At 75.1% G+C, this 17,044-nt stretch carries 21 protein-coding genes; 15 read left to right on the forward strand and 6 right to left on the reverse strand.

Annotated elements, in window-relative coordinates; translation table 11 throughout:
- The first annotated feature begins 251 nt into the window (after positions 1-251).
- Entirely contained in the window at positions 252-1,469 is a 1,218-nt protein-coding gene (locus ACZ3J7_RS07530; RefSeq protein WP_465617809.1) for a beta-ketoacyl-[acyl-carrier-protein] synthase family protein, read from the forward strand.
- On the opposite strand, the gene ACZ3J7_RS07535 is transcribed toward ACZ3J7_RS07530, so the two are convergent.
- Positions 1,456-2,460 (reverse strand): ADP-ribosylglycohydrolase family protein, encoded by a 1,005-nt coding sequence (locus ACZ3J7_RS07535; protein WP_465617811.1) that lies wholly within the window; start codon positions 2,458-2,460, stop codon positions 1,456-1,458. The two genes, ACZ3J7_RS07530 and ACZ3J7_RS07535, sit on opposite strands and share 14 nt — an antisense overlap.
- Positions 2,461-2,518: 58 nt before the next feature.
- Here ACZ3J7_RS07535 and ACZ3J7_RS07540 point away from each other — a divergent pair, with 58 nt between their 5' ends.
- On the forward strand, positions 2,519-3,673 hold the full coding sequence (locus ACZ3J7_RS07540) for a methyltransferase (protein ID WP_465617813.1): 1,155 nt from the start codon (positions 2,519-2,521) through the stop codon (positions 3,671-3,673).
- 133 nt (positions 3,674-3,806) lie between these two features.
- The gene (locus tag ACZ3J7_RS07545) at positions 3,807-4,736 is read left to right on the forward strand and encodes a rhomboid family intramembrane serine protease (protein WP_465617815.1); all 930 of its coding nucleotides are present in this window, start codon (positions 3,807-3,809) and stop codon (positions 4,734-4,736) included.
- A gap of 7 nt (positions 4,737-4,743) precedes the next feature.
- On the opposite strand, the gene pdxR is transcribed toward ACZ3J7_RS07545, so the two are convergent.
- The gene (gene pdxR, locus ACZ3J7_RS07550) at positions 4,744-6,117 is read right to left on the reverse strand and encodes a MocR-like pyridoxine biosynthesis transcription factor PdxR (protein WP_465617817.1); all 1,374 of its coding nucleotides are present in this window, start codon (positions 6,115-6,117) and stop codon (positions 4,744-4,746) included.
- A 122-nt stretch (positions 6,118-6,239) separates the two neighbouring features.
- Here pdxR and ACZ3J7_RS07555 point away from each other — a divergent pair, with 122 nt between their 5' ends.
- From ACZ3J7_RS07555 to ACZ3J7_RS07565, 3 genes are all read left to right on the forward strand, one after another.
- Positions 6,240-7,187, forward strand: a complete 948-nt coding sequence (locus ACZ3J7_RS07555; RefSeq protein ID WP_465617819.1) for a DMT family transporter — start codon at positions 6,240-6,242, stop codon at positions 7,185-7,187.
- A gap of 134 nt (positions 7,188-7,321) precedes the next feature.
- Entirely contained in the window at positions 7,322-8,167 is an 846-nt protein-coding gene (locus ACZ3J7_RS07560; protein WP_465617821.1) for a polysaccharide deacetylase family protein, read from the forward strand.
- Between the two features lie 64 nt (positions 8,168-8,231).
- Positions 8,232-9,227 (forward strand): ketopantoate reductase family protein, encoded by a 996-nt coding sequence (locus ACZ3J7_RS07565; RefSeq protein ID WP_465617823.1) that lies wholly within the window; start codon positions 8,232-8,234, stop codon positions 9,225-9,227.
- An 8-nt stretch (positions 9,228-9,235) separates the two neighbouring features.
- Here the strand turns inward: ACZ3J7_RS07565 and ACZ3J7_RS07570 are convergent, their stop codons facing one another.
- Positions 9,236-10,054, reverse strand: a complete 819-nt coding sequence (locus tag ACZ3J7_RS07570; protein ID WP_465617825.1) for an SDR family NAD(P)-dependent oxidoreductase — start codon at positions 10,052-10,054, stop codon at positions 9,236-9,238.
- Positions 10,055-10,324: 270 nt separating this feature from the next.
- Between ACZ3J7_RS07570 and ACZ3J7_RS07575 the strand changes: the two genes are divergently transcribed.
- Positions 10,325-11,194: a 3-hydroxybutyryl-CoA dehydrogenase gene (locus ACZ3J7_RS07575; protein ID WP_465617827.1), complete on the forward strand. Its 870-nt coding sequence runs from the start codon at positions 10,325-10,327 to the stop codon at positions 11,192-11,194.
- A gap of 83 nt (positions 11,195-11,277) precedes the next feature.
- Here the strand turns inward: ACZ3J7_RS07575 and ACZ3J7_RS07580 are convergent, their stop codons facing one another.
- From ACZ3J7_RS07580 to ACZ3J7_RS07590, 3 genes are all read right to left on the reverse strand, one after another.
- Positions 11,278-12,540, reverse strand: a complete 1,263-nt coding sequence (locus ACZ3J7_RS07580; RefSeq protein WP_465617829.1) for a tyrosine-type recombinase/integrase — start codon at positions 12,538-12,540, stop codon at positions 11,278-11,280.
- On the reverse strand, positions 12,513-12,944 hold the full coding sequence (locus ACZ3J7_RS07585; RefSeq protein ID WP_465617830.1) for a M78 family metallopeptidase domain-containing protein: 432 nt from the start codon (positions 12,942-12,944) through the stop codon (positions 12,513-12,515). The genes ACZ3J7_RS07580 and ACZ3J7_RS07585 overlap by 28 nt, the downstream gene beginning before the upstream one ends.
- Positions 12,945-13,067: 123 nt before the next feature.
- Entirely contained in the window at positions 13,068-13,652 is a 585-nt protein-coding gene (locus tag ACZ3J7_RS07590; RefSeq protein ID WP_465617832.1) for a helix-turn-helix transcriptional regulator, read from the reverse strand.
- A gap of 144 nt (positions 13,653-13,796) precedes the next feature.
- On the opposite strand from ACZ3J7_RS07590, the gene ACZ3J7_RS07595 reads away from it, so the two are divergent.
- The 8 genes from ACZ3J7_RS07595 (at position 13,797) to ACZ3J7_RS07630 (ending at position 16,982) form a co-directional block, all read left to right on the forward strand.
- Positions 13,797-14,024 carry a helix-turn-helix domain-containing protein gene (locus tag ACZ3J7_RS07595; protein ID WP_465617833.1) on the forward strand — a complete coding sequence of 76 codons (228 nt, stop codon included), beginning with the start codon at positions 13,797-13,799 and terminating at the stop codon, positions 14,022-14,024.
- A gap of 16 nt (positions 14,025-14,040) precedes the next feature.
- The gene (locus tag ACZ3J7_RS07600; protein ID WP_465617835.1) at positions 14,041-14,319 is read left to right on the forward strand and encodes a helix-turn-helix domain-containing protein; all 279 of its coding nucleotides are present in this window, start codon (positions 14,041-14,043) and stop codon (positions 14,317-14,319) included.
- Between the two features lie 117 nt (positions 14,320-14,436).
- Entirely contained in the window at positions 14,437-14,790 is a 354-nt protein-coding gene (locus ACZ3J7_RS07605; RefSeq protein ID WP_465617837.1) for a hypothetical protein, read from the forward strand.
- Entirely contained in the window at positions 14,787-15,245 is a 459-nt protein-coding gene (locus tag ACZ3J7_RS07610) for a hypothetical protein (protein WP_465617839.1), read from the forward strand. Before ACZ3J7_RS07605 ends, ACZ3J7_RS07610 begins: the two co-directional genes overlap by 4 nt.
- On the forward strand, positions 15,242-15,397 hold the full coding sequence (locus ACZ3J7_RS07615; protein WP_465617841.1) for a hypothetical protein: 156 nt from the start codon (positions 15,242-15,244) through the stop codon (positions 15,395-15,397). The genes ACZ3J7_RS07610 and ACZ3J7_RS07615 overlap by 4 nt, the downstream gene beginning before the upstream one ends.
- Complete coding sequence (locus ACZ3J7_RS07620) at positions 15,398-15,802, forward strand: hypothetical protein (RefSeq protein ID WP_465617843.1); 405 nt, start codon at positions 15,398-15,400, stop codon at positions 15,800-15,802.
- Positions 15,802-16,167, forward strand: coding sequence for a hypothetical protein (locus ACZ3J7_RS07625; RefSeq protein WP_465617845.1), 366 nt, complete (start codon positions 15,802-15,804; stop codon positions 16,165-16,167). The genes ACZ3J7_RS07620 and ACZ3J7_RS07625 overlap by 1 nt, the downstream gene beginning before the upstream one ends.
- Positions 16,164-16,982, forward strand: a complete 819-nt coding sequence (locus ACZ3J7_RS07630) for a phiSA1p31-related protein (protein ID WP_465617846.1) — start codon at positions 16,164-16,166, stop codon at positions 16,980-16,982. Before ACZ3J7_RS07625 ends, ACZ3J7_RS07630 begins: the two co-directional genes overlap by 4 nt.
- The last annotated feature ends 62 nt before the right edge of the window (positions 16,983-17,044 follow it).

Consider the following 17,044-nt stretch of genomic DNA (forward strand, 5'->3'; position numbering starts at 1 on the left):
CAGCGGCCGCCGCCCGGACCCCCGTGGGAACCCTCCCCGCGGCCTCGCCCCTCCCCCCTCGACCCCGGCGCCCTTCCCTGCCGCATGATCAACCAATCCTGTCAGAAACCTACAAGCCCACCGGGTACGACTCGGTCGCGGCCGGCAGCCCTGCGCGCCCGTCCGCCTTGGCAGAGTGAGGCCCATCGGATCGTCCGGCCGACCGCCGGAGAGTCCGATCATTGTGCTGCCTTCACAACGGGAGTATCGCCATGCGCACCGCACACGACACCGTCGTGGTCACCGGCCTCGGAGCCACCACCCCGCTCGGCGGAACCGCGCCCGCCACCTGGCGGGCCATGTGCGAGGGGCACAACGGCATCCGCGTCCTCGACCGCCCCTGGGCCGCCGAGCTGCCGATCCGGATCGCCGGGCAGCTCGCCGTGGAGCCCGGCACCGTCCTCGACCGGATCGAGGCCCGCCGCCTCGACCGCAGCGAACAGCTCGCCCTGATCGCGGCCCGCGAGGCCTGGGCCGACGCCGGCCGTCCCGGTGTCGACGGCGAGCGGCTCGCGGTGGTGATCGGCACCGGCACCGGCGGCGCGGTCACCATGCTCGACCAGGACGACGTGCTGGAGCGCTCCGGCGTCCGCAAGGTCTCCCCGCACACCGTCCCGATGCTGATGGCCAACGGGCCCGCCGCCTGGGTCTCCATCGACCTCGGCGCCAGGGCCGGCGCCCACACCCCGGTCAGCGCGTGCGCCTCGGGCGCCGAGGCCGTCGCCCTGGGCCTCGACCTGATCCGGCTCGGCCGGGCCGACGTGGTGCTGGCCGGCGGCACCGAGGCCTGCCTGCACCCGCTCCCGCTGGCCGGCTTCGCGCAGGCCCGCGCCCACTCGCTGCGCAACGACGACCCGGCCGGCGCCTCCCGGCCCTTCGACACCGGACGCGACGGCTTCGTCATCGCCGAGGGCGCCGCGATGCTCGTCCTGGAACGCGCCACCCTCCGCCCGGCGCACCGCCGCTACGCCACCCTGGCCGGCGCCGCCGTCACCTCCGACGCCCACCACATCACCGCCGGCCACCCCGACGGCCAGACCCGCGCCGTCCGCGCGGCCCTCGCCGACGCCGGCCTGCCGCCCGAGGCGATCGGCCTGGTCCACGCCCACGCCACCTCCACCCCGCTGGGCGACCTCACCGAGGCCGAGACCCTCACCCGCGTCTTCGGCCCGCACCGCCCGGCCGTCACCGCCACCAAGTCGATGACCGGCCACCTCTTCGGCGCGGCCGGGGCGCTCTCCGCCCTGGCCACCGCCTACTCCCTGCACCACCAGTACGCCCCCGCGATCCGCAACCTCACCGACCCCGACCCCGAGCTCCTCCCCCTCGACCTGGTCACCGTCGCCGGGCCGCACCCCGCCACCGCCGCCCTCACCAACTCCTTCGGCTTCGGCGGCCACAACGCGGCCCTGGTCCTCACCACGGCCTGACCCGCGGCACCCGTCCGCGGGTCCAGCCGCCCTCCCCCGCCCGGGCCCCGCCCGCCCGTCGCCCGCCCTCGTCCAGTGCCACCGCCAGCGCCGCCAGCTCCCCCGCCCGCAGCACCCGCCGGGTCGGGGGCAGCGGCACGTGCAGCGCCGCCAGCCAGTCGGCCGGGATCACGTCCGCCCCGTAGCGGGCGCCCGCGAGCGCCCCGGTGACGGCGGCCGTGGTGTCGGTGTCGCCGCCGAGGTCGATCACCGCCCGCAGCGCGTCGGCGAGGCCGCCGGTCGTCCGCAGCGCCCAGAGCGCCGAGCCGAGGCAGGGCCACACGGCGCCGTTGCCCTCGGTCGCGTGCTCCGGCCGCCAGTGCGCGTCGAGGACGCGCGCCCACCGTTCGCGGTGCTCGGCCCGCACCTCGCGGAGCGTCCGCGGCACGGCCGCCAGGGGGTCGCCGCCGTCCAGGGCGACGCGCAGCAGTTCGTGCAGGATCGCGGTGCCCTCCCAGGCGGCGCCGTCGCCGTGGGTGAAGGCGGTGATCCGGCGGGCGGCGGCCATCGTCGCCGCCCGCCCCTGCGGCGCGAACCACACCGCGCCGGTGACGGCCCGCATCAGCGCGCCGTTTCCGGCGGCCCGGCCCTCGGTCCGGAAGTGCGCGGCCGCGGCGAGGTCCCAGGGCAGGTCGCCGCCGAGCACGACCCCGGTCTGGAGGCCGATGTCCTTTGGGCCGCCGGCCGCCCAGCCGCGGAAGCGCTCGAACATCCCGGGCAGGTCGAGCCCGCCGGCGGCCAGCAGCGATTCGCCGAGGTGGACGGCCAGCTGCGTGTCGTCGGTGGCCTCGCCGGGGTCCCACCCGCCGCCGCCGCACATCGCGGCCGGGCCGGGGAACCGCGCCCCGAACGCCCCGGCCGGCCCGAACTCGAAGGGCGCGCCGAGCGCGTCCCCGACCGCCGAGCCGAGCACCGCCCCGACCACCCGCTCCCGCCGCCCCAGCACGCCCATCCGTCACCCTCCGTAGTCATCCGGGCGCCGTCGCGCCCTCCGCTAGCCTGGGGGCACGATGAACTGTTTCACCACCCCCTGGGGCGAGTTCGAGCTGGCCCGGTTCCCGGAGGACCCGCGCGAGCGGCTGCGCGCCTGGGACGCCGCCGACGAGTACCTGCTGCGGCACCTGCACGAGGAGGCGGTGCCGCTGGACGGGACGGTCACCGTCCTCGGCGACCGCTGGGGCGCGCTCTCGACCGCCCTCGCGGCGGAGGCCGGCGGCCTGACCGCGGTCACCGACTCGTACCTCGCCTCCCGGGCGGTCGCCGCGAACCTCGCCCGCAACGGCCTCGACCCGGCCGCCGTCGAGGTCCGCAGCACCCGGGACGCGCCGCCGGAGCGGGTCGACGTGCTGCTGGTGCGCGTCCCGAAGAGCCTGGCGCTGCTGGAGGACCAGCTGCACCGGCTGGCCCCGGCGGTCCACCCGGGCACGGTGGTGGCCGGCACCGGCATGGTCACCGAGATCCACACCTCCACGCTGAACCTGTTCGAGCGGATCCTCGGCCCGACCCGCACCTCGCTCGCCGTCCGCAAGGCCCGCCTGATCCACACCGCCCCCGACCCGGGCCTCGTCCGCCCGGCGAACCCGTGGCCGCTGCGCTACCGGCTCCCGGAGGGCATCGGCGTCCTGTCGGGCCGCCGGGTCGCCAACCAGGCGGGCGTGTTCTGCGCGGACCGGCTCGACATCGGCACCCGCTTCTTCCTCCAGCACCTGCCCGAACCCTCCGGCGCCCCGCGCCGGATCGTCGACCTGGGCTGCGGCAACGGCGTTCTCGGCACCGCCGCCGCGCTCGCCGACCCGGACGCCGAACTCCTCTTCGTGGACGAGTCGTTCCAGGCCGTGGCCTCCGCCGAGGAGACCTTCCGGGACAACCTCGGCCCCGGCCGCCGCGCCGAGTTCCTGGTCGGCGACGCCCTCGCCGACGTCCCGTCCGCCTCCGCCGACCTGGTGCTGCTGAACCCCCCGTTCCACTCCCACCAGGCCACCACCGACGCGATCGCCCACCGCATGTTCACCGGCGCCCGCCGCGTCCTGCGCCCGGGCGGCGAACTGCGCGTGGTCGGCAACCGGCACCTCGGCTACCACCTCAAGCTGCGCCGCCTGTTCGGCGGCTGCCGCACGGTGGCGGGCAGCCCGAAGTTCACCGTCCTGAGCGCCGTCCGCCGCTGAGCGCCGCTCCTCCCCGCCCTCCCTGGTGTACGCACCGTCCTCGCCGTGCTCTAGGGTGAGCGCCGCTTCGCCGTGGAAGTCCGCCGTGGGGACCCCGCGGCCGAGCACCACCGCCCAGGGGAGGAACCCGTTCATGGCCGCCACGCACCCCGTCCCGGGGGCCCCGGCTCCCGAGCCGCCGTCGCCGACCTGCTTCCGGCACGCCGGCCGGGAGTCGTACGTCCGCTGCACCCGCTGCGACCGCCACGTCTGCCCGGACTGCCGGCGCGAGGCGGCGGTCGGCTACCAGTGCGTGGAGTGCGTCAAGTCCGGCCACCAGAGCGTCCGGCAGGCCCGGACGGCGTTCGGCGGCCGGATCACCTCCCGCCCGTACGCGACCCTCGCGCTGATCGCGCTGAACGTGGCCGTGTACCTGCTCGAACTGGTCCGCCCGGACACCGTCGACCAGCTCGCGATGCTGGGCTCGGGCGGCCTGCTGCCGAAGGGCGCCGACCCCGCCACCTACGTCTACCACCTGTCGGGCGTGGCGGAGGGCGAGTGGTACCGGCTGATCACCAACGCGTTCGTCCACCTCGAACCGACCGAGCCGCCGATCGGCCTGCTGCACCTCCTGGGCAACCTGTACTGGCTGTGGATGCTGGGCCGGGTCGTCGAGAACCGGCTCGGCGTGCTGCGCTTCCTCGGGCTGTACCTGCTGTCCGCGCTGGGCTCGGCCGCCCTGGAGTTCCTGTTCGCCCCGCACGGCCTGTCGCTGGGCGCGTCCGGCGCGGTCTTCGGCCTGGTCGGCGGGTACTGGATGCTCAGCCGCAGCCAGGGCTACGACCCGCTCGGCGGCAACCAGCTGATGGCGTCCTTCGCGGTCTGGATGGTGCTGTCGGCGGGCTTCACCTCCTGGCAGGGCCACCTGGGCGGCCTGCTCACCGGCCTGGCCGCCGGCGCCGCCCTCGGCTACGCGCCCCGCGCGCGGCGCGGACTCGTCCAGGCGATCAACCTGACGGCGGTGCTCGCCGTGGTCGCGGTCGTCGTGGTGATCGCCTACGACCAGGCCGCACCCTTCTCCTGACGGACCGTCAGCCCATCTCCCGGTACGCCGCGCCGAGCAGCGCCGCCGCCTCGCGCAGCCGCTGCTCGGCCACCCCGGCGTAGCCGAGCGTGACGGCCGCCGGCCCGGGCGCCAGCCGCCCGGGTCCGACCGGCGCGACCCGCACCCCGCGCCGCAGCGCCGCCCCGGTCAGCGCCCGCTCGTCCGTGCCGGACGGCAGCTCGGCGTACAGGTGCAGCCCGGCGGAGACGCCGCGCAGCACCGCCCGCGGGAGGTGCTCGCGCAGGGCGGCCGCCAGGGCGTCCCGACGGGCCCGGTAGCGGGGGCGGACCGCGCGCAGGTGGCGGTCGTAGCCGCCGCCCTCCAGCAGGGCGGCGAAGGCGAGTTGGTCGACCGCGCCGGTGCCGAGGTCGGCGTAGCGCTTGGCCTCCCGGAACTCCCCGGCCAGCCCGCCGGGCAGCACCGCCCAGCCGAGCCGCAGCCCGGGCGCCAGGGTCTTGCTGAGCGAGCCCAGGTACACCGTCCGCTCGGGCGCCAACCCCTGGACGGCGCCCAGCGGTTCGCGGTCGTAGCGGAACTCGGCGTCGTAGTCGTCCTCCACCACCAGCCCGCCCGCCCGCGCCCAGGCGGCGAGTTCGCCCCGGCGGCGGGCCGACAGCGCGACGCCGGTCGGGTACTGGTGCGCGGGCGTCACCAGCACCGCCTCCACCCCGGACGCCGCCAACTCGCCCACCAGCAGGCCCTCTCCGTCGACCGGCACGCCCACCGGCTCGACCCCGTGGGCGCGCAGCAGCTCCAGCGTGCCGGGCGAGCCGGGGTCCTCCACCGCGACCCGCGCGCACCCCCGCCGGGCCAGCACCCCGGCCAGCAGCGCCAGCCCCTGCCCGACCCCGCTGACCACCACGACCCGCTCCGGCCGCGCGGCCACCGCCCGCACCCGCCCCAGGTACGCCGCCAACTCCCCGCGCAGCCGCGGCAATCCGGCCGGGTCGCCATACCCGAGCTCCCGGTTCTCGGCCCCCTGCAGGGCCTTGCGCACCGCCCCGGCCCAGGCCGCCCGCGGGAACGCCCCCAGGTCCGGCGAGCCCGGCTTCAGGTCGTACCGCGGTTCGGCCCCCGCCGCCGTCCCGGCCGGCTCCGGGCGCTGCACCGCGACGCCCTCCGCGACCCTGGTGCCCGACCCCCGCCGCCCCACCAGGTAGCCCTCGGCGGCGAGTTGCTCGTACGCCTCGACCACCACCCCGCGCGAGACCCCCAGTTCGGCGGCCAGCACCCGGCTGGCCGGCAGCCGCTCCCCGCCCACCAGCCGCCCCTCCCGCACCGCCTCCCGCAGCGCCCGCACCAACCGCCCGGTCAGCTCCCCGCCGCCCGGCTCCCACGCGACCAGCAACTCCCGCACCACGCCCGCCCCTCCCGCTCCGACTCGACTCCGACTCGACTCCGACCGGGACGGCGAAGTGGTCCTCCCGCCGCCCCTTCAAGTGGCCCTGGGAACCGGACCACCTCCCTCCTAGCGTGACACCCATGGCAGAAACCAGCACCACCCCACCCGCCGCCACCGCACCGTCCGGCACCGCACCGTCCGGCACCGCGCCGTCCGGCAGCGCGCTCCTCCCGGCCGGCACCGCCCGCGCGGCCACCGCGATGGCGGTCCTCGGCGCGTCCACCGGCGTGAGCGCCGCCTTCGCCTCGTACCCGGTGGCCGGCGGCCAGGCCCTGCGCTACGCCCTGGCCTCGGTGGTCCTGCTGCCGCTGGCGCGGCGGCGGCCGAGGCTCGCGCACCGGCTGACGGCGCGCGAACTCGCCCTGCTGCTGGCCCTGTCGGGCACCGGCCTGTTCGGGTTCAACCTGCTGCTGGTCGCCGCGCTGCGGCACACCGACCCGGCGGTGGTCGGCAGCGTGGTGGGCTGCACCCCGCTGCTGCTGGGCGTCGCGGGCCCGCTGCTGGCCGGTCGCCGGCCGGCCGTCCGGATGCTGGTCGCGGCGGCGCTGGTGGTGTGCGGGGCGGCGCTGACCCAGGGCTTCGGGCACGGTGACGCGCTGGGGCTGCTGTTCGCGACCGGGACCCTGCTGTGCGAGGCGGCGTTCTCGCTGCTCGCCGTGCCGCTGCTGCCGCGGCTGGGCCCGGTCCGGGTGTCGGCGTACACCACGCTGCTGGCGGTGCCGCTGTTCGCCGCACTGGCGGCGCTCTCGCCGACGGCGCTGCGGGTGCCGTCCGGCGGCGAGCTGCTCGCCCTGCTCTACCTGGGGCCGGTGCTGACCTGCGGCGCGTTCCTGCTCTGGTACTCGGCGCTGACCGTGCTGCCCACCGAGCGGGCGGGCCTGTTCGGCGGGCTGGTCCCGCTGACCGCGACGCTGGCCGGCGCGCTGCTGACCGGCGCCGTCCCGTCCCCGCCGCAGCTGCTCGGCGCGGCCCTGGTCACCGCGGCCCTGCTGTTCGGCGCCCTCACCCCCGCCGGGCCGCCCGCCTGAACGCCCCTCACCCGACCCCTCCTCCGGCCCCTCCTCCGGCCCCGTCCGGGTGCCCGCCCGCCGCACCGCCCGGCCACTCGTCCGGGCGGTAGCCGTTGCCGCCCCGCCGAGACGTCGGCTTAGGCTGGGCCGCGATGACTGTCGACCGCCGCAGTGTTCTGCGTTCCGCTACCCGCCTGGCCGCGTTGGGTGCCGCCGGCGGCCTCGTCGCCGCGTGCGGCGGCCCGTCCGACGGCCGGGGCGCGAACGGCCCCTCGGTGGCGGCCCGTCCGCAGCCCGCGCACCTGGCCGAGTCGCCCGGTCCGGGACCGAGCCCGTCCCCGAGCACCGCCGCCTCCCCCTCCGCGACCCCGTTCGCGCTGCCCCCGCTCGCCCCGGACACCCCGCAGGAGGTGGTGTCCGGCCCGCACACCCGGCCGCAGCTGGCACTGACCTTCCACGGGCAGGGCGATCCGGCGATCGCCACCGCGCTGCTGACGACGGCCGAGCAGCGCGGTGCCCGGCTGACGGTGCTGGCGGTGGGCAGCTGGCTGGACGAGCAGCCGCAGATCGCGCAGCGGATCCTGTCCGGGGGCCACGAGTTGGGCAACCACACCCAGAACCACCTGGACATCTCGGCGATGCGCCCGGAGCAGGCGCACGAGGAGATAGCGCAGTGCGCGCAGCGGCTGGAGCGCCTGACCGGGTCGATCGGCCGCTGGTTCCGGCCGTCCGCCACCCAGTACGCGAACGCGATGGTGAAGGAGCAGGCCCGGCAGGTCGGCTACGCGCACGTGCTGTCCTTCGACGTGGACCCGCGCGACTACGCGGACCCGGGCGCGGACACGGTGACCCACCGGGTGCTGAGGGCGGCGGCGGCCGGTTCGGTGGTCGCCCTGCACATGGGCCACCCGGGCACGGTGACGGCGCTCCCGGCGATCCTGGACGGCCTCACCGAGAAGGGCCTGCACGCGGTGACCGCCTCCGAGCTCTGCGCCTGACCCGCCTCCCGGCCCCGGCTCCCCGCCCCCGTCGGCCGGTCGCCCCCGTGGCATGCTCGACCCCATGCGCTACGTGATCATCGGCGCCGGCGCGGTCGGCGGCACCATCGGCGGCCGGCTGCACCGGGCCGGCCACGACGTCCTGCTGGTCGCCCGCGGCCCGCACCTGGCCGCGCTGCGCGCCGGCGGCCTGCGGCTGACCGTCCCGGACGGCACGCACCGGCTGGCGGTCCCAGCGGTCGGCGGCCCGGACGAGGTGGGGTTGACGCCGGACGACGTCCTGCTGCTGGCGGTGAAGACCCAGCACTCGACGGCCCTGCTGGAGCAATGGGCGCCCCGCCCGGTCGCGGGCGGCGGGACGGCGGCCGAGCGGCTGCCGCTGGTGTGCGCGCAGAACGGGGTGGCCAACGAGCGCCTGGCGCTGCGCCGCTTCGAGCGGGTGTACGGGATGTGCGTGTGGCTGCCGTCCACCCACCTGGAGCCGGGCGCGGTCTCGGCGGCGGGCTCCCCGCGCTCGGGCGTGCTGCACCTGGGCCGCTACCCGCACGGCACGGACGACACCTCGGCCCGCGTCGCCGCCGACCTGGCGGGCGCGCACTTCGACGCGTACGCCCGGGCGGACGTGATGGCCTGGAAGTACGCGAAGCTGCTCGGCAACCTGGGCAACGCGCTGGAGGCGGTGGCCGGTCCGATCGACGGCGAGCTGCGGATGCGGGCGTGGCGGCGGGTGCGGGCGGAGGGCGAGGCGGTGCTGGCGGCCGCCGGGATCGCCCACCCGTCCGAGGAGGAGCAGCGGGCGGTGCGCGGCGAGCGGGTGACGCTGCTGCCACTGGCGGGCGCGGTGCGCGGCGGCGGTTCGTCCTGGCAGTCGCTGGCGCGCGGCACCGGCGACATCGAGGCGGACTACCTGAACGGCGAGGTGGTCCTGCTGGGCCGCCTGCACGGCGTGCCGACCCCGTTGAACGCCGCCCTGCAGCGGCTGGCCACCGGCTTCGCCCGCGCGGGCCGTCCGGCCGGCTCCCTCCCGGACGCCGACCTGGCCGCCCTGCTCGACGCCTAGGCGGCCGCTCACGCCACCGGGTCGTCCGGCCCGTACGGGCGCAGCCGCAGCGTGCGGGCGTCGGAGGAGCGGATGGCGGCGGCGGAGGCGACCAGCGTCTCCAGGTTGTCGCGCCCGGCGTGCAGGAAGCGTCCGTGCAGCCCGTCGAAGCGGCCCCGGGCGGCGTCGACGGTGACGGCGACCATGTAGGGGACGGAGCCCCAGGCCTTCATGTCGCGGAACATCTCCATGCCGGCGGTCATCTCGGTGGCGACGGCGCCGGGGCTGATGTCGAGCACCACGACGCCGTGCTCGCCGACCGAGTCGGCGATGTTGTCGGAGAGCCGGAGCAGCGCGCCCTTCGAGGTGGCGTACGCGCTGTAGTGGCCGTCGGGGCGCAGCGCGAAGCCGCTGTTGAGGTTGACGACGCGGCCCCGGCGGCGGCGCACCATGCCGGGCAGGACGTGGCGCAGCAGGTTGTAGGGGCCGCGCAGGTTGGTCTCGACGACCTGCCACCACTGGGCGGGGTCGGTCTCCCAGACCGGCACCTCGGCGCGGTCGACCTGTCCGGCGTTGTTGACCAGCAGGTCGACGGGGCCGAGGTCGCGTTCGATCGAGCGGACGGCCTCCCGGACGGCGCCGGGGCGGGTGACGTCGGCGGTGACGGCGACGCCCCGGGCGCCGTGCCGGACGCACTCTTTGAGGGTGGCGGTCAGCCGGTCCTGGGTGCGGCCGACCAGGCCGACGGCCATGCCCTCGGCGGCGAGCCCGATGGCGATCTCGCGGCCGATGCCGCGTCCCGCCCCGGTGACCAGTCCGACCTGTCCGGCGAGTGATCCCGTCCCCATGACCTGCTCCCTCCTCCGGCCGGCCCCTGCTCCGGGCCGGACCTGCGCCGCATTGTGGTCCCCGCCGGGGGGCGCACGGGGGAGCGCGCGCGGCGCACCGTCCACCCTCACCCGTTCGGCCGAGCGCCCGGCGCGCTCGGCGGGCGGGGCGGTCCGGCACGCACCGATGTGAACGGGCGTTAAGGCAGGTAGTACCGTCGTCCGGGCGGACCACGGCGTCCGCGACACCCCGGCCGGGTGACCCCCGGCTCCGTCCCGAAGGGCATTTGTGTGAGCGACATCGCGCGCGTCGGAGTAGTCGGCTGCGGCCTCATGGGGTCGGGCATCGCCGAGGTCTTCGCCCGGTCCGGCCTGGAGGTGCTGATCTCCGAGGCCAGCGGCGAGGCACTGGAGCTCGGGCGGACCAGGCTGACCAACTCGCTGGAGACCGCGGTGCGGCGCGGCAAGCTGTCCGAGCAGGACCGGGACGCGGCGCTGGCCCGGCTCTCCTTCACCACCGAGCTCGCCGACTTCCACGACCGCGACCTGGTGGTCGAGGCGGTCGCCGAGCGCGAGGACGTCAAGGTCAAGATCTTCCAGACCCTGGACCAGGTGGTGACCCGCCGGGACGCGATCCTCGCCTCCAACACCTCCTCCATCCCGATCGTGAAGCTGGCCGCCGCGACCGGCCGCCCGGAGCAGGTGATCGGCCTGCACTTCTTCAACCCGGCGCCGGTGCAGAAGCTGGTCGAGGTCATCCCGACCCTGACCACCTCCGCCGAGACCACCACCCGCGCCGAGCAGTTCGCCGTCGAGGTGCTGGGCAAGGAGCCGATCCGCGCCCGCGACCGGGCCGGTTTCGTGGTCAACGCCCTGCTGGTCCCGTACCTGCTCTCCGCCGTCCGGATGTTCGAGTCCGGCGTCGCCACCGCCGCCGACATCGACAAGGGCATGGAGGCCGGCTGCGCCCACCCGATGGGGCCGCTGCGCCTGTGCGACCTGATCGGCCTGGACACCATCGTCTCGATCGCCGAGTCGATGTACGACGAGTACAAGGAGCCGCTGTACGCGGCCCCGCCGCTGCTCTCCCGGATGGTCGACGCGGGCCTGCTGGGCCGCAAGTCCGGCCGCGGCTTCTACGACTACACCGCGTCTTCCTGACCTGCCGTTTCCTGCCGGTCGGCCCGCTGCGGGAGCGAGTCGACCGGCCCGCCGAGTCTCGTGACACTGGGTCACATCGATCGTCAGTGCGGCTCGTGGGGAGAATCTGGGGAGTTTCGCTGACTCCCCGCGCTGAGCCAGTTATCGACCGCCGCCCGGCCGCGCTGCGCGTCCTCGGGGATGAAGTGGGCGTAGACCCTGAGCGTGATCTCCGGTGAGGCATGGCCCATCCACTTCGACACGGCCACCGGCGCCTCGGTCCGGAGCTGGACGCTGGCGTAGGTGTGCCGGAAGCGGTGGTACATCTCCTCCCGCGTCCCTGACCACCCCCACCCCTCCTCGCCCTTCGCCGGGATCAAGCCGGCTGCGGCGAGCGCCGGCTTGAGGATCCTCTGGTTGTACCCCGAGGGGTTCAGCCGGTGGCGCCACTGCGTCGTCACCAGCAGCTGGGCGGTGGCCGTCTCCCGCTTGCCGTTGCCGGGCCCCTCCCAGGGCAGCGTCGTCTCCACCGGCGGGAAGCTCTCCACGTGCTCCCGGATCAGCTGCAGCAGCCCGGGCGACAGCGGGATCACCCGCTCCTTCCTGCCCTTCGGGAGCTTGAAGTAGGGCCGCGTCCCGTTCGCCCACAGCAGCTGGCGCCGCAGCCGGATGACCATGGCGTCCTCGTCGATGTCGTCCAGGCCGATCCCGATCATCTCGGCCTGGCGCAGGCCGGCGTGCAGCCCAAGGTCGGCGGTTATCCGGTAGCGCTCCCGCATCTGCTCCCGGATCTCGACGAACTCGCGGGCCGACCACGCGCGGGCGGTGCTGCTACTGCCCCCGGCCGGCCGCAGGTGGATGTGGGCGCGGCACGGGTTGGCGGCCAGCCGCTTGCCGACCGTAGAGCCCAGGATCGATCCCAGGTGGATCCAGACCACTTCCAGGGTGCCCTCGCCCAGCTTTGCCTGCTCCCGGCGGCCCTTGAGCCACAGCCGCAGCACTTCCTCATCGATCTGTCGCAGCTGGAGGTCGCCGATCGGGTCGAGGATGTGGTTCCAGATCTTCGACCTCATCGGTCCGGCCGTGTTCGTCGGGTCGGACCGGCCGGGCCACCAGATCGTCTCGACGTACTCCCGCAGCGTCATCTCTCCCTCCCGCGGGTCCATCCAGGTCAGACGGAGCGTGTCGGTCTCGGCCGTCGACTTCCACTTCTTGGCGTCCTCCAGCGTGGCGAAGCAAGCGTCGCGCACGCCGGGGATCCCTCCGACCCGGTACCGCTTGCCCTTCCCGTAGCGGGCGGTGCGGCGTTTCTTGTTCGTCGCGGGGTCGGGCTTCTTCGTCAGCCAGCGGTCTTCGATGTACCCCACTGGGCACCCCCCTGCAGGTCGGCGTGGCGGGCCCGGAGGACCCAGGTGGTGACGCCGAGCTCGTCGGCCAGCTCGTGCTCGTCGGTGGTCCACTGCCGGGCGCGGGCCCAGTCGGAGATCGCGATGAGCTTGCGGGCGGCGCGGATCTCGGCGAGGCGCTCGGCGCGCAGGCCTGCGGCGCCGCCGCAGCCGATGTCGCCGGCCAGGATGTGCTCGATCTCGTGGGCGAGGACGCACTTCTCCTCGCGCGGAGTGAGTCCGTCGGCGATGACGACGGCTCGGTGCTCAGGGGACCAGATGCCCCAGGTGTCCCGCAGCCAGCGGCGCAGGATGGGTATACCCATCCGCTCCAGCTCGGCGGCGGGGTCGTACGACAGCCCCGCGACAACGGCGGCGATGGGCATACGTCTCCCCCTGACTTCAGACAGGTGTGGGAGACGTGTCAGGCGGACAGTTTGGCATATGCGCTGAGGAACTGTGGGGAAAAGACCAGGCAAAGCTACGCGTGTCGCGAGCCCGCTGGGGAGTTACTTGCCCTTGCTGCGGGTGTACTCCTCGAGGGCTTGGCGCACCCGCTCGGCGTCGTCCTCCGGGATCCCGGTGTCACCCTCGGCCCAGGCGTGCGGGCGGTAGGCGGCGAGCCCGTACGAGGACTGCTGCTGCGGCGCCGCAGCACGGGCGGACACGGACTGCAGTAGCCGGTCGGCCACATCCTCCAGGAGGTCCCGCAGCTGCGGATCGCCACCGGCTGCCACCGCAGCCCGGGCGAACCGGCCGACGCCCGGGAACAGCTCCGCCGGGGTGGCGCCGTGGAAGGGCGCGGGAGCCTGGCCAGTCTCGACGGTGCGGGCGGGGGCCACAGTTTCGCCGCCCGCCAGCACGCGTGCGAGCGTGCCCGAAGACCAGCCGAAGAACGTGGCAACCGCGTAGTACCCGTCCGGGACGCGTCCGGGTGCTGGCCGCCGGCCGTTCTCGTAGTGCCCAATCGTCTTGCGATCGAGGCCGAGGATGTCGGCCAGCTGCTGCTGACTCAAGCCCCGGGCGAGGCGTGCTCGGCGAATCTCCTCGCCAAGGTGCGCCCAGTCGAGCTCAGGCTCGGCGGACTTCCCCATGACTGCCCCTCGGCTCCCCCTGTTGGACAACGTTAGGCAACAGCATCGCAGATGGCCCCCGATCGCGCACAGCCGGGTTCGCGCCATTCCTGCAGGTGGGGCACGGTGCCCCATTCATTTCCCCACAAGGCCTTGTCATTCCCCATGGTTACCCATACGGTTGGTCATGTGAGAGCGCGAGGGCAGGACATCCGACGCAAACGCGAACAGGCGGGCTATGGCCTTCGCCGCTTCGCCGGCCAAGTCGCCATCTCTCCCGCCCACTTGTCCCGGATCGAGCGCGGACAAAGAGGTGCCCAGCCAGAGGTGATCAAGAGGATCGCCGACGGGCTGCAGGTGCCCTTGCTGGAAATCGCCGATCCATCGGAATGAGAAACGAAGGGAAATCATGGACGCCATGCAGGTCCCCGTGCCGCCGGTAGTGACGCTGGAACGGGCAGCGGCCTACATCGGCCGCACCCCGAAGGCTCTTCGCCGTCTCCGGGAACGCCGCATCGGACCCGCGAGCTTCCGTGCCGGCGGGCGCGTGCTCTACCGCGTCGCCGAGCTCGACCGGTGGCTCGCCCAGGCCGAGGCCCAGGACTCCCGGTCGAACCCGGAGCTCGACCCCACCCGCCGGGCCCCCGAGTCGCGCCGCGCGAAGCAGCCGCAGCCGCTCGCCGCCTGACACACCCCAGACATGGGTCGGGCCCCCGCCGGCAGACACCCGGGCGCAACCGGATGCCGCAGCAGAGGCCCATCGGCCCGCGATCAACACCATCCCGAGAACGAGAAGGAGCAGGCCATGAGCCAGCTTACCCAACTGCAGTACCAGGCCGGGGCGCTGAGCGTCCTGTCCGACCTGGTGCACCGCGCCGCCACCGCCGGCGTCCCCCAGCACATCACCCCGACCTGGTGCGTCGTCGGCGACCGCATCACCGGCCGGTTCCGCAGCTCGGACGACAGCGCCCTGCGGGCCCTGGACGCCTGGTTCCGCCAGGTCCTGCTCGTCGGTCGCTTCGAGGCGTCGACGGCGGGCGGGGCGGCCGACCCGCGCCGGGTGTGGACGATGACCACCGTGCTCGCCGACGTGACCGTCGAGCTGTCCGCGTCGATCCCCACCGCGACCGCGCCGCGCCGAGAGGCGGTGCCCGCGTGACCGCCTCGCCCCTGGCCACGGTCGCCGCGCTGCACGTCCTGCTGGCCCAACACCCCGAGCTGGCGGCAACACCGTTGCGATGGACGATCGATCGGGACGGCAGCCTGTCCGCCACCCCCGACTACGGCACCGCGGGCGGCCACGACGCCGTGCGGGCGCTGGCGAGGGCCATCGGCGCCGAGACCGAGGAGTACGAGGTCCACTCCCCGAAGACGGGCGACACCAGCGCGTACGTCGGCGTCCTCGGCGCCCAGTTCGCCGGGGCCCGGCTGCGGTCTTCCGCCTACGAGCCCGCCGCCCCGTCGCTGCCCGTCCGGCCGGTGCACACCGCCGCCGAGACCGAGCTGTGCTCGCAGTGGATCGATGAGCACGGCGACCCGGCCGACTGGCCGCAGGACGTCCGTCTCGCCTACGCCGCCGCGATCGCGCAGATGCGGGCGATGGGGACGCTGTGATCGCCCTGATCGCCGCCGCCTTCCTGGCCGTGATGGCCGCCATCGCGGCCAGCCCCCGCCTGGCCGCCGCGCGCCGCCGCCGCCGGGCCCGCGCCGCCCGGGCGGCCGCCGCCCCGCTCTACCTGCCCCGCCAGCGCACCCGAGGAGAGTAGATGAGCACCCCCAGAGTGATCGGCGTGGCCGAGGGCATCGACCACGGCACGCCCCGCGGGTACCGGCAGCACCGGTACCGCAAGGTCAAGTCGTGCGAGCCCTGCCTGGCCGCCTTCCGCGAGGACGCCGCCCGGTACCGGGCGGCGACGAGGAGCCAGACCGGCGTCATCGGGCACCCGCGACAGCGGCGCCAGGACGAGCCGGTGTCGACGGTCCAGGTTCGCGCGGTCCCGGCGCCCTGCACGGAGTCGGCGTGCGGGGTCGTCACGGCCGGGCCGGTGCCGGACGGCTGGACGACCGCCGTGGTCGGCGGCCTCCTGCGGGCGTACTGCCGGTCGTGGTGCGCGACGTACGCCCAGGCCCTGGCCGATGTCCGCTCGATCGGCCGGACGGAGGCCGCCTGATGCCGCTGCTCATCACCCGCCGCCGCTTGGCCGCCCTGCACGCCGAGATTGAACGCCTGCAGGAGCGCGCTGCCGAGAGCGAGCGCGAAGTGCTGCACCTGGGTCGGTCGGCCGGCCGCCTGGCCCGCCGCGCGGTCCTGGCCGAGGCCGCCGCCGCGAACGTGGCCTCCGCGTACCGAACCGGCCGCCGGGACCTGGTCGCCCAGGTCGGCCGGCTGGAGGAGCAGGTGCAGGTGCTCCTCCAGGACCGGGACGACCTGCGCAAGCAGCTCGGCCACTCGCCGCACGGTGGTGCCGTGCTTGCCGCCACCACCCAGAACACCCACCAGGCCACGCGCCCGTACCCGAAGGTCGACGCCCTGTGAAGACCACCGCCGCCGCAGCCGCTCTGCTGCGACTGATCACCCGCACCGCGCCGCACGTCGGCACCGACTCCGAGCTGCCGGCGCTGCACGCGATCCGCATCGAGGCCGACGGCGAGCACCTGTTCGCCGTCGCCACCGACCGCTTCACCTTCGCCGTCGACCGCGTCAGCGCCGACAACACCGGCCCGTGGCACGGCTACCTCTCCAGCACCGACATCGCCACCACGACGACGTGGCTGGAGCACCTCGCACCGGACGCCGAGGTCCGCATCGGGGCCGCCCGGCACCGCAACAGCACCACCCTGACGCTGCGCCACGGCGCACGGACCCTGCGCCTGGCCAGCCCTGTGCACAAGCCGGTGCTCGAGTGGCGCGAGTTCGTTCGCAGGGAGCTCGCCCGGACGGTGGAGCTGGTCCCGCTGACCGGCTTCAACCCGTGCTTCCTGGCCCGGTTCGCAGTCGTCGGCGAGAACCTGCACGCCTGGCAGTCCGAGGCGCGCAAGGCGCTCGTCCTGGCGGCTGACGACGGGTTCCTCGGGATGGTGATGCCCAAGTACCAGAGCGGCGCGGTGCGTCAGAACATCGTCAACGAGTGGTCGGACGCCACGAAGCGCGCGAGCGCCGCCGTCGGGGGGAGCGTCTACGACCTCGGCACCGACTGGTGGGACCAGCAGGGTGACCGCTGGGCCTACAGCGGCCGCGACACCTTCTCCGGCACGCCGCTGATGGACCTGGTCGAGCTGGGCGACGCCGACTCGGTGCCGCTCGACCAGGTGGTGGCGAGCTTCGGGCCCCTCTCCCGCGTCTACGCCTAACCCCTGCACGGCCCGGGGCGGAGCGACACTCCCCCCGCCCCGGGCGACCAGCAGCCCTACCC

It is taken from the genome of Kitasatospora sp. NPDC015121, assembly GCF_055562955.1.

What these genes read in the sequence shown, in the direction of transcription:
- ACZ3J7_RS07530 (WP_465617809.1), top strand. Translation starts at nt 252, where the DNA reads ATGCGCACCGCACACGACACCGTCGTGGTCACCGGCCTCGGAGCCACC.
- ACZ3J7_RS07535 (WP_465617811.1), bottom strand. Translation starts at nt 2,460, where the DNA reads ATGGGCGTGCTGGGGCGGCGGGAGCGGGTGGTCGGGGCGGTGCTCGGC.
- ACZ3J7_RS07540 (WP_465617813.1), top strand. Translation starts at nt 2,519, where the DNA reads ATGAACTGTTTCACCACCCCCTGGGGCGAGTTCGAGCTGGCCCGGTTC.
- ACZ3J7_RS07545 (WP_465617815.1), top strand. Translation starts at nt 3,807, where the DNA reads ATGGCCGCCACGCACCCCGTCCCGGGGGCCCCGGCTCCCGAGCCGCCG.
- ACZ3J7_RS07555 (WP_465617819.1), top strand. Translation starts at nt 6,240, where the DNA reads ATGGCAGAAACCAGCACCACCCCACCCGCCGCCACCGCACCGTCCGGC.
- ACZ3J7_RS07560 (WP_465617821.1), top strand. Translation starts at nt 7,322, where the DNA reads ATGACTGTCGACCGCCGCAGTGTTCTGCGTTCCGCTACCCGCCTGGCC.
- ACZ3J7_RS07565 (WP_465617823.1), top strand. Translation starts at nt 8,232, where the DNA reads ATGCGCTACGTGATCATCGGCGCCGGCGCGGTCGGCGGCACCATCGGC.
- ACZ3J7_RS07570 (WP_465617825.1), bottom strand. Translation starts at nt 10,054, where the DNA reads ATGGGGACGGGATCACTCGCCGGACAGGTCGGACTGGTCACCGGGGCG.
- ACZ3J7_RS07585 (WP_465617830.1), bottom strand. Translation starts at nt 12,944, where the DNA reads ATGCCCATCGCCGCCGTTGTCGCGGGGCTGTCGTACGACCCCGCCGCC.
- ACZ3J7_RS07590 (WP_465617832.1), bottom strand. Translation starts at nt 13,652, where the DNA reads ATGGGGAAGTCCGCCGAGCCTGAGCTCGACTGGGCGCACCTTGGCGAG.
- ACZ3J7_RS07595 (WP_465617833.1), top strand. Translation starts at nt 13,797, where the DNA reads ATGGTTACCCATACGGTTGGTCATGTGAGAGCGCGAGGGCAGGACATC.
- ACZ3J7_RS07600 (WP_465617835.1), top strand. Translation starts at nt 14,041, where the DNA reads ATGGACGCCATGCAGGTCCCCGTGCCGCCGGTAGTGACGCTGGAACGG.
- ACZ3J7_RS07605 (WP_465617837.1), top strand. Translation starts at nt 14,437, where the DNA reads ATGAGCCAGCTTACCCAACTGCAGTACCAGGCCGGGGCGCTGAGCGTC.
- ACZ3J7_RS07620 (WP_465617843.1), top strand. Translation starts at nt 15,398, where the DNA reads ATGAGCACCCCCAGAGTGATCGGCGTGGCCGAGGGCATCGACCACGGC.
- ACZ3J7_RS07625 (WP_465617845.1), top strand. Translation starts at nt 15,802, where the DNA reads ATGCCGCTGCTCATCACCCGCCGCCGCTTGGCCGCCCTGCACGCCGAG.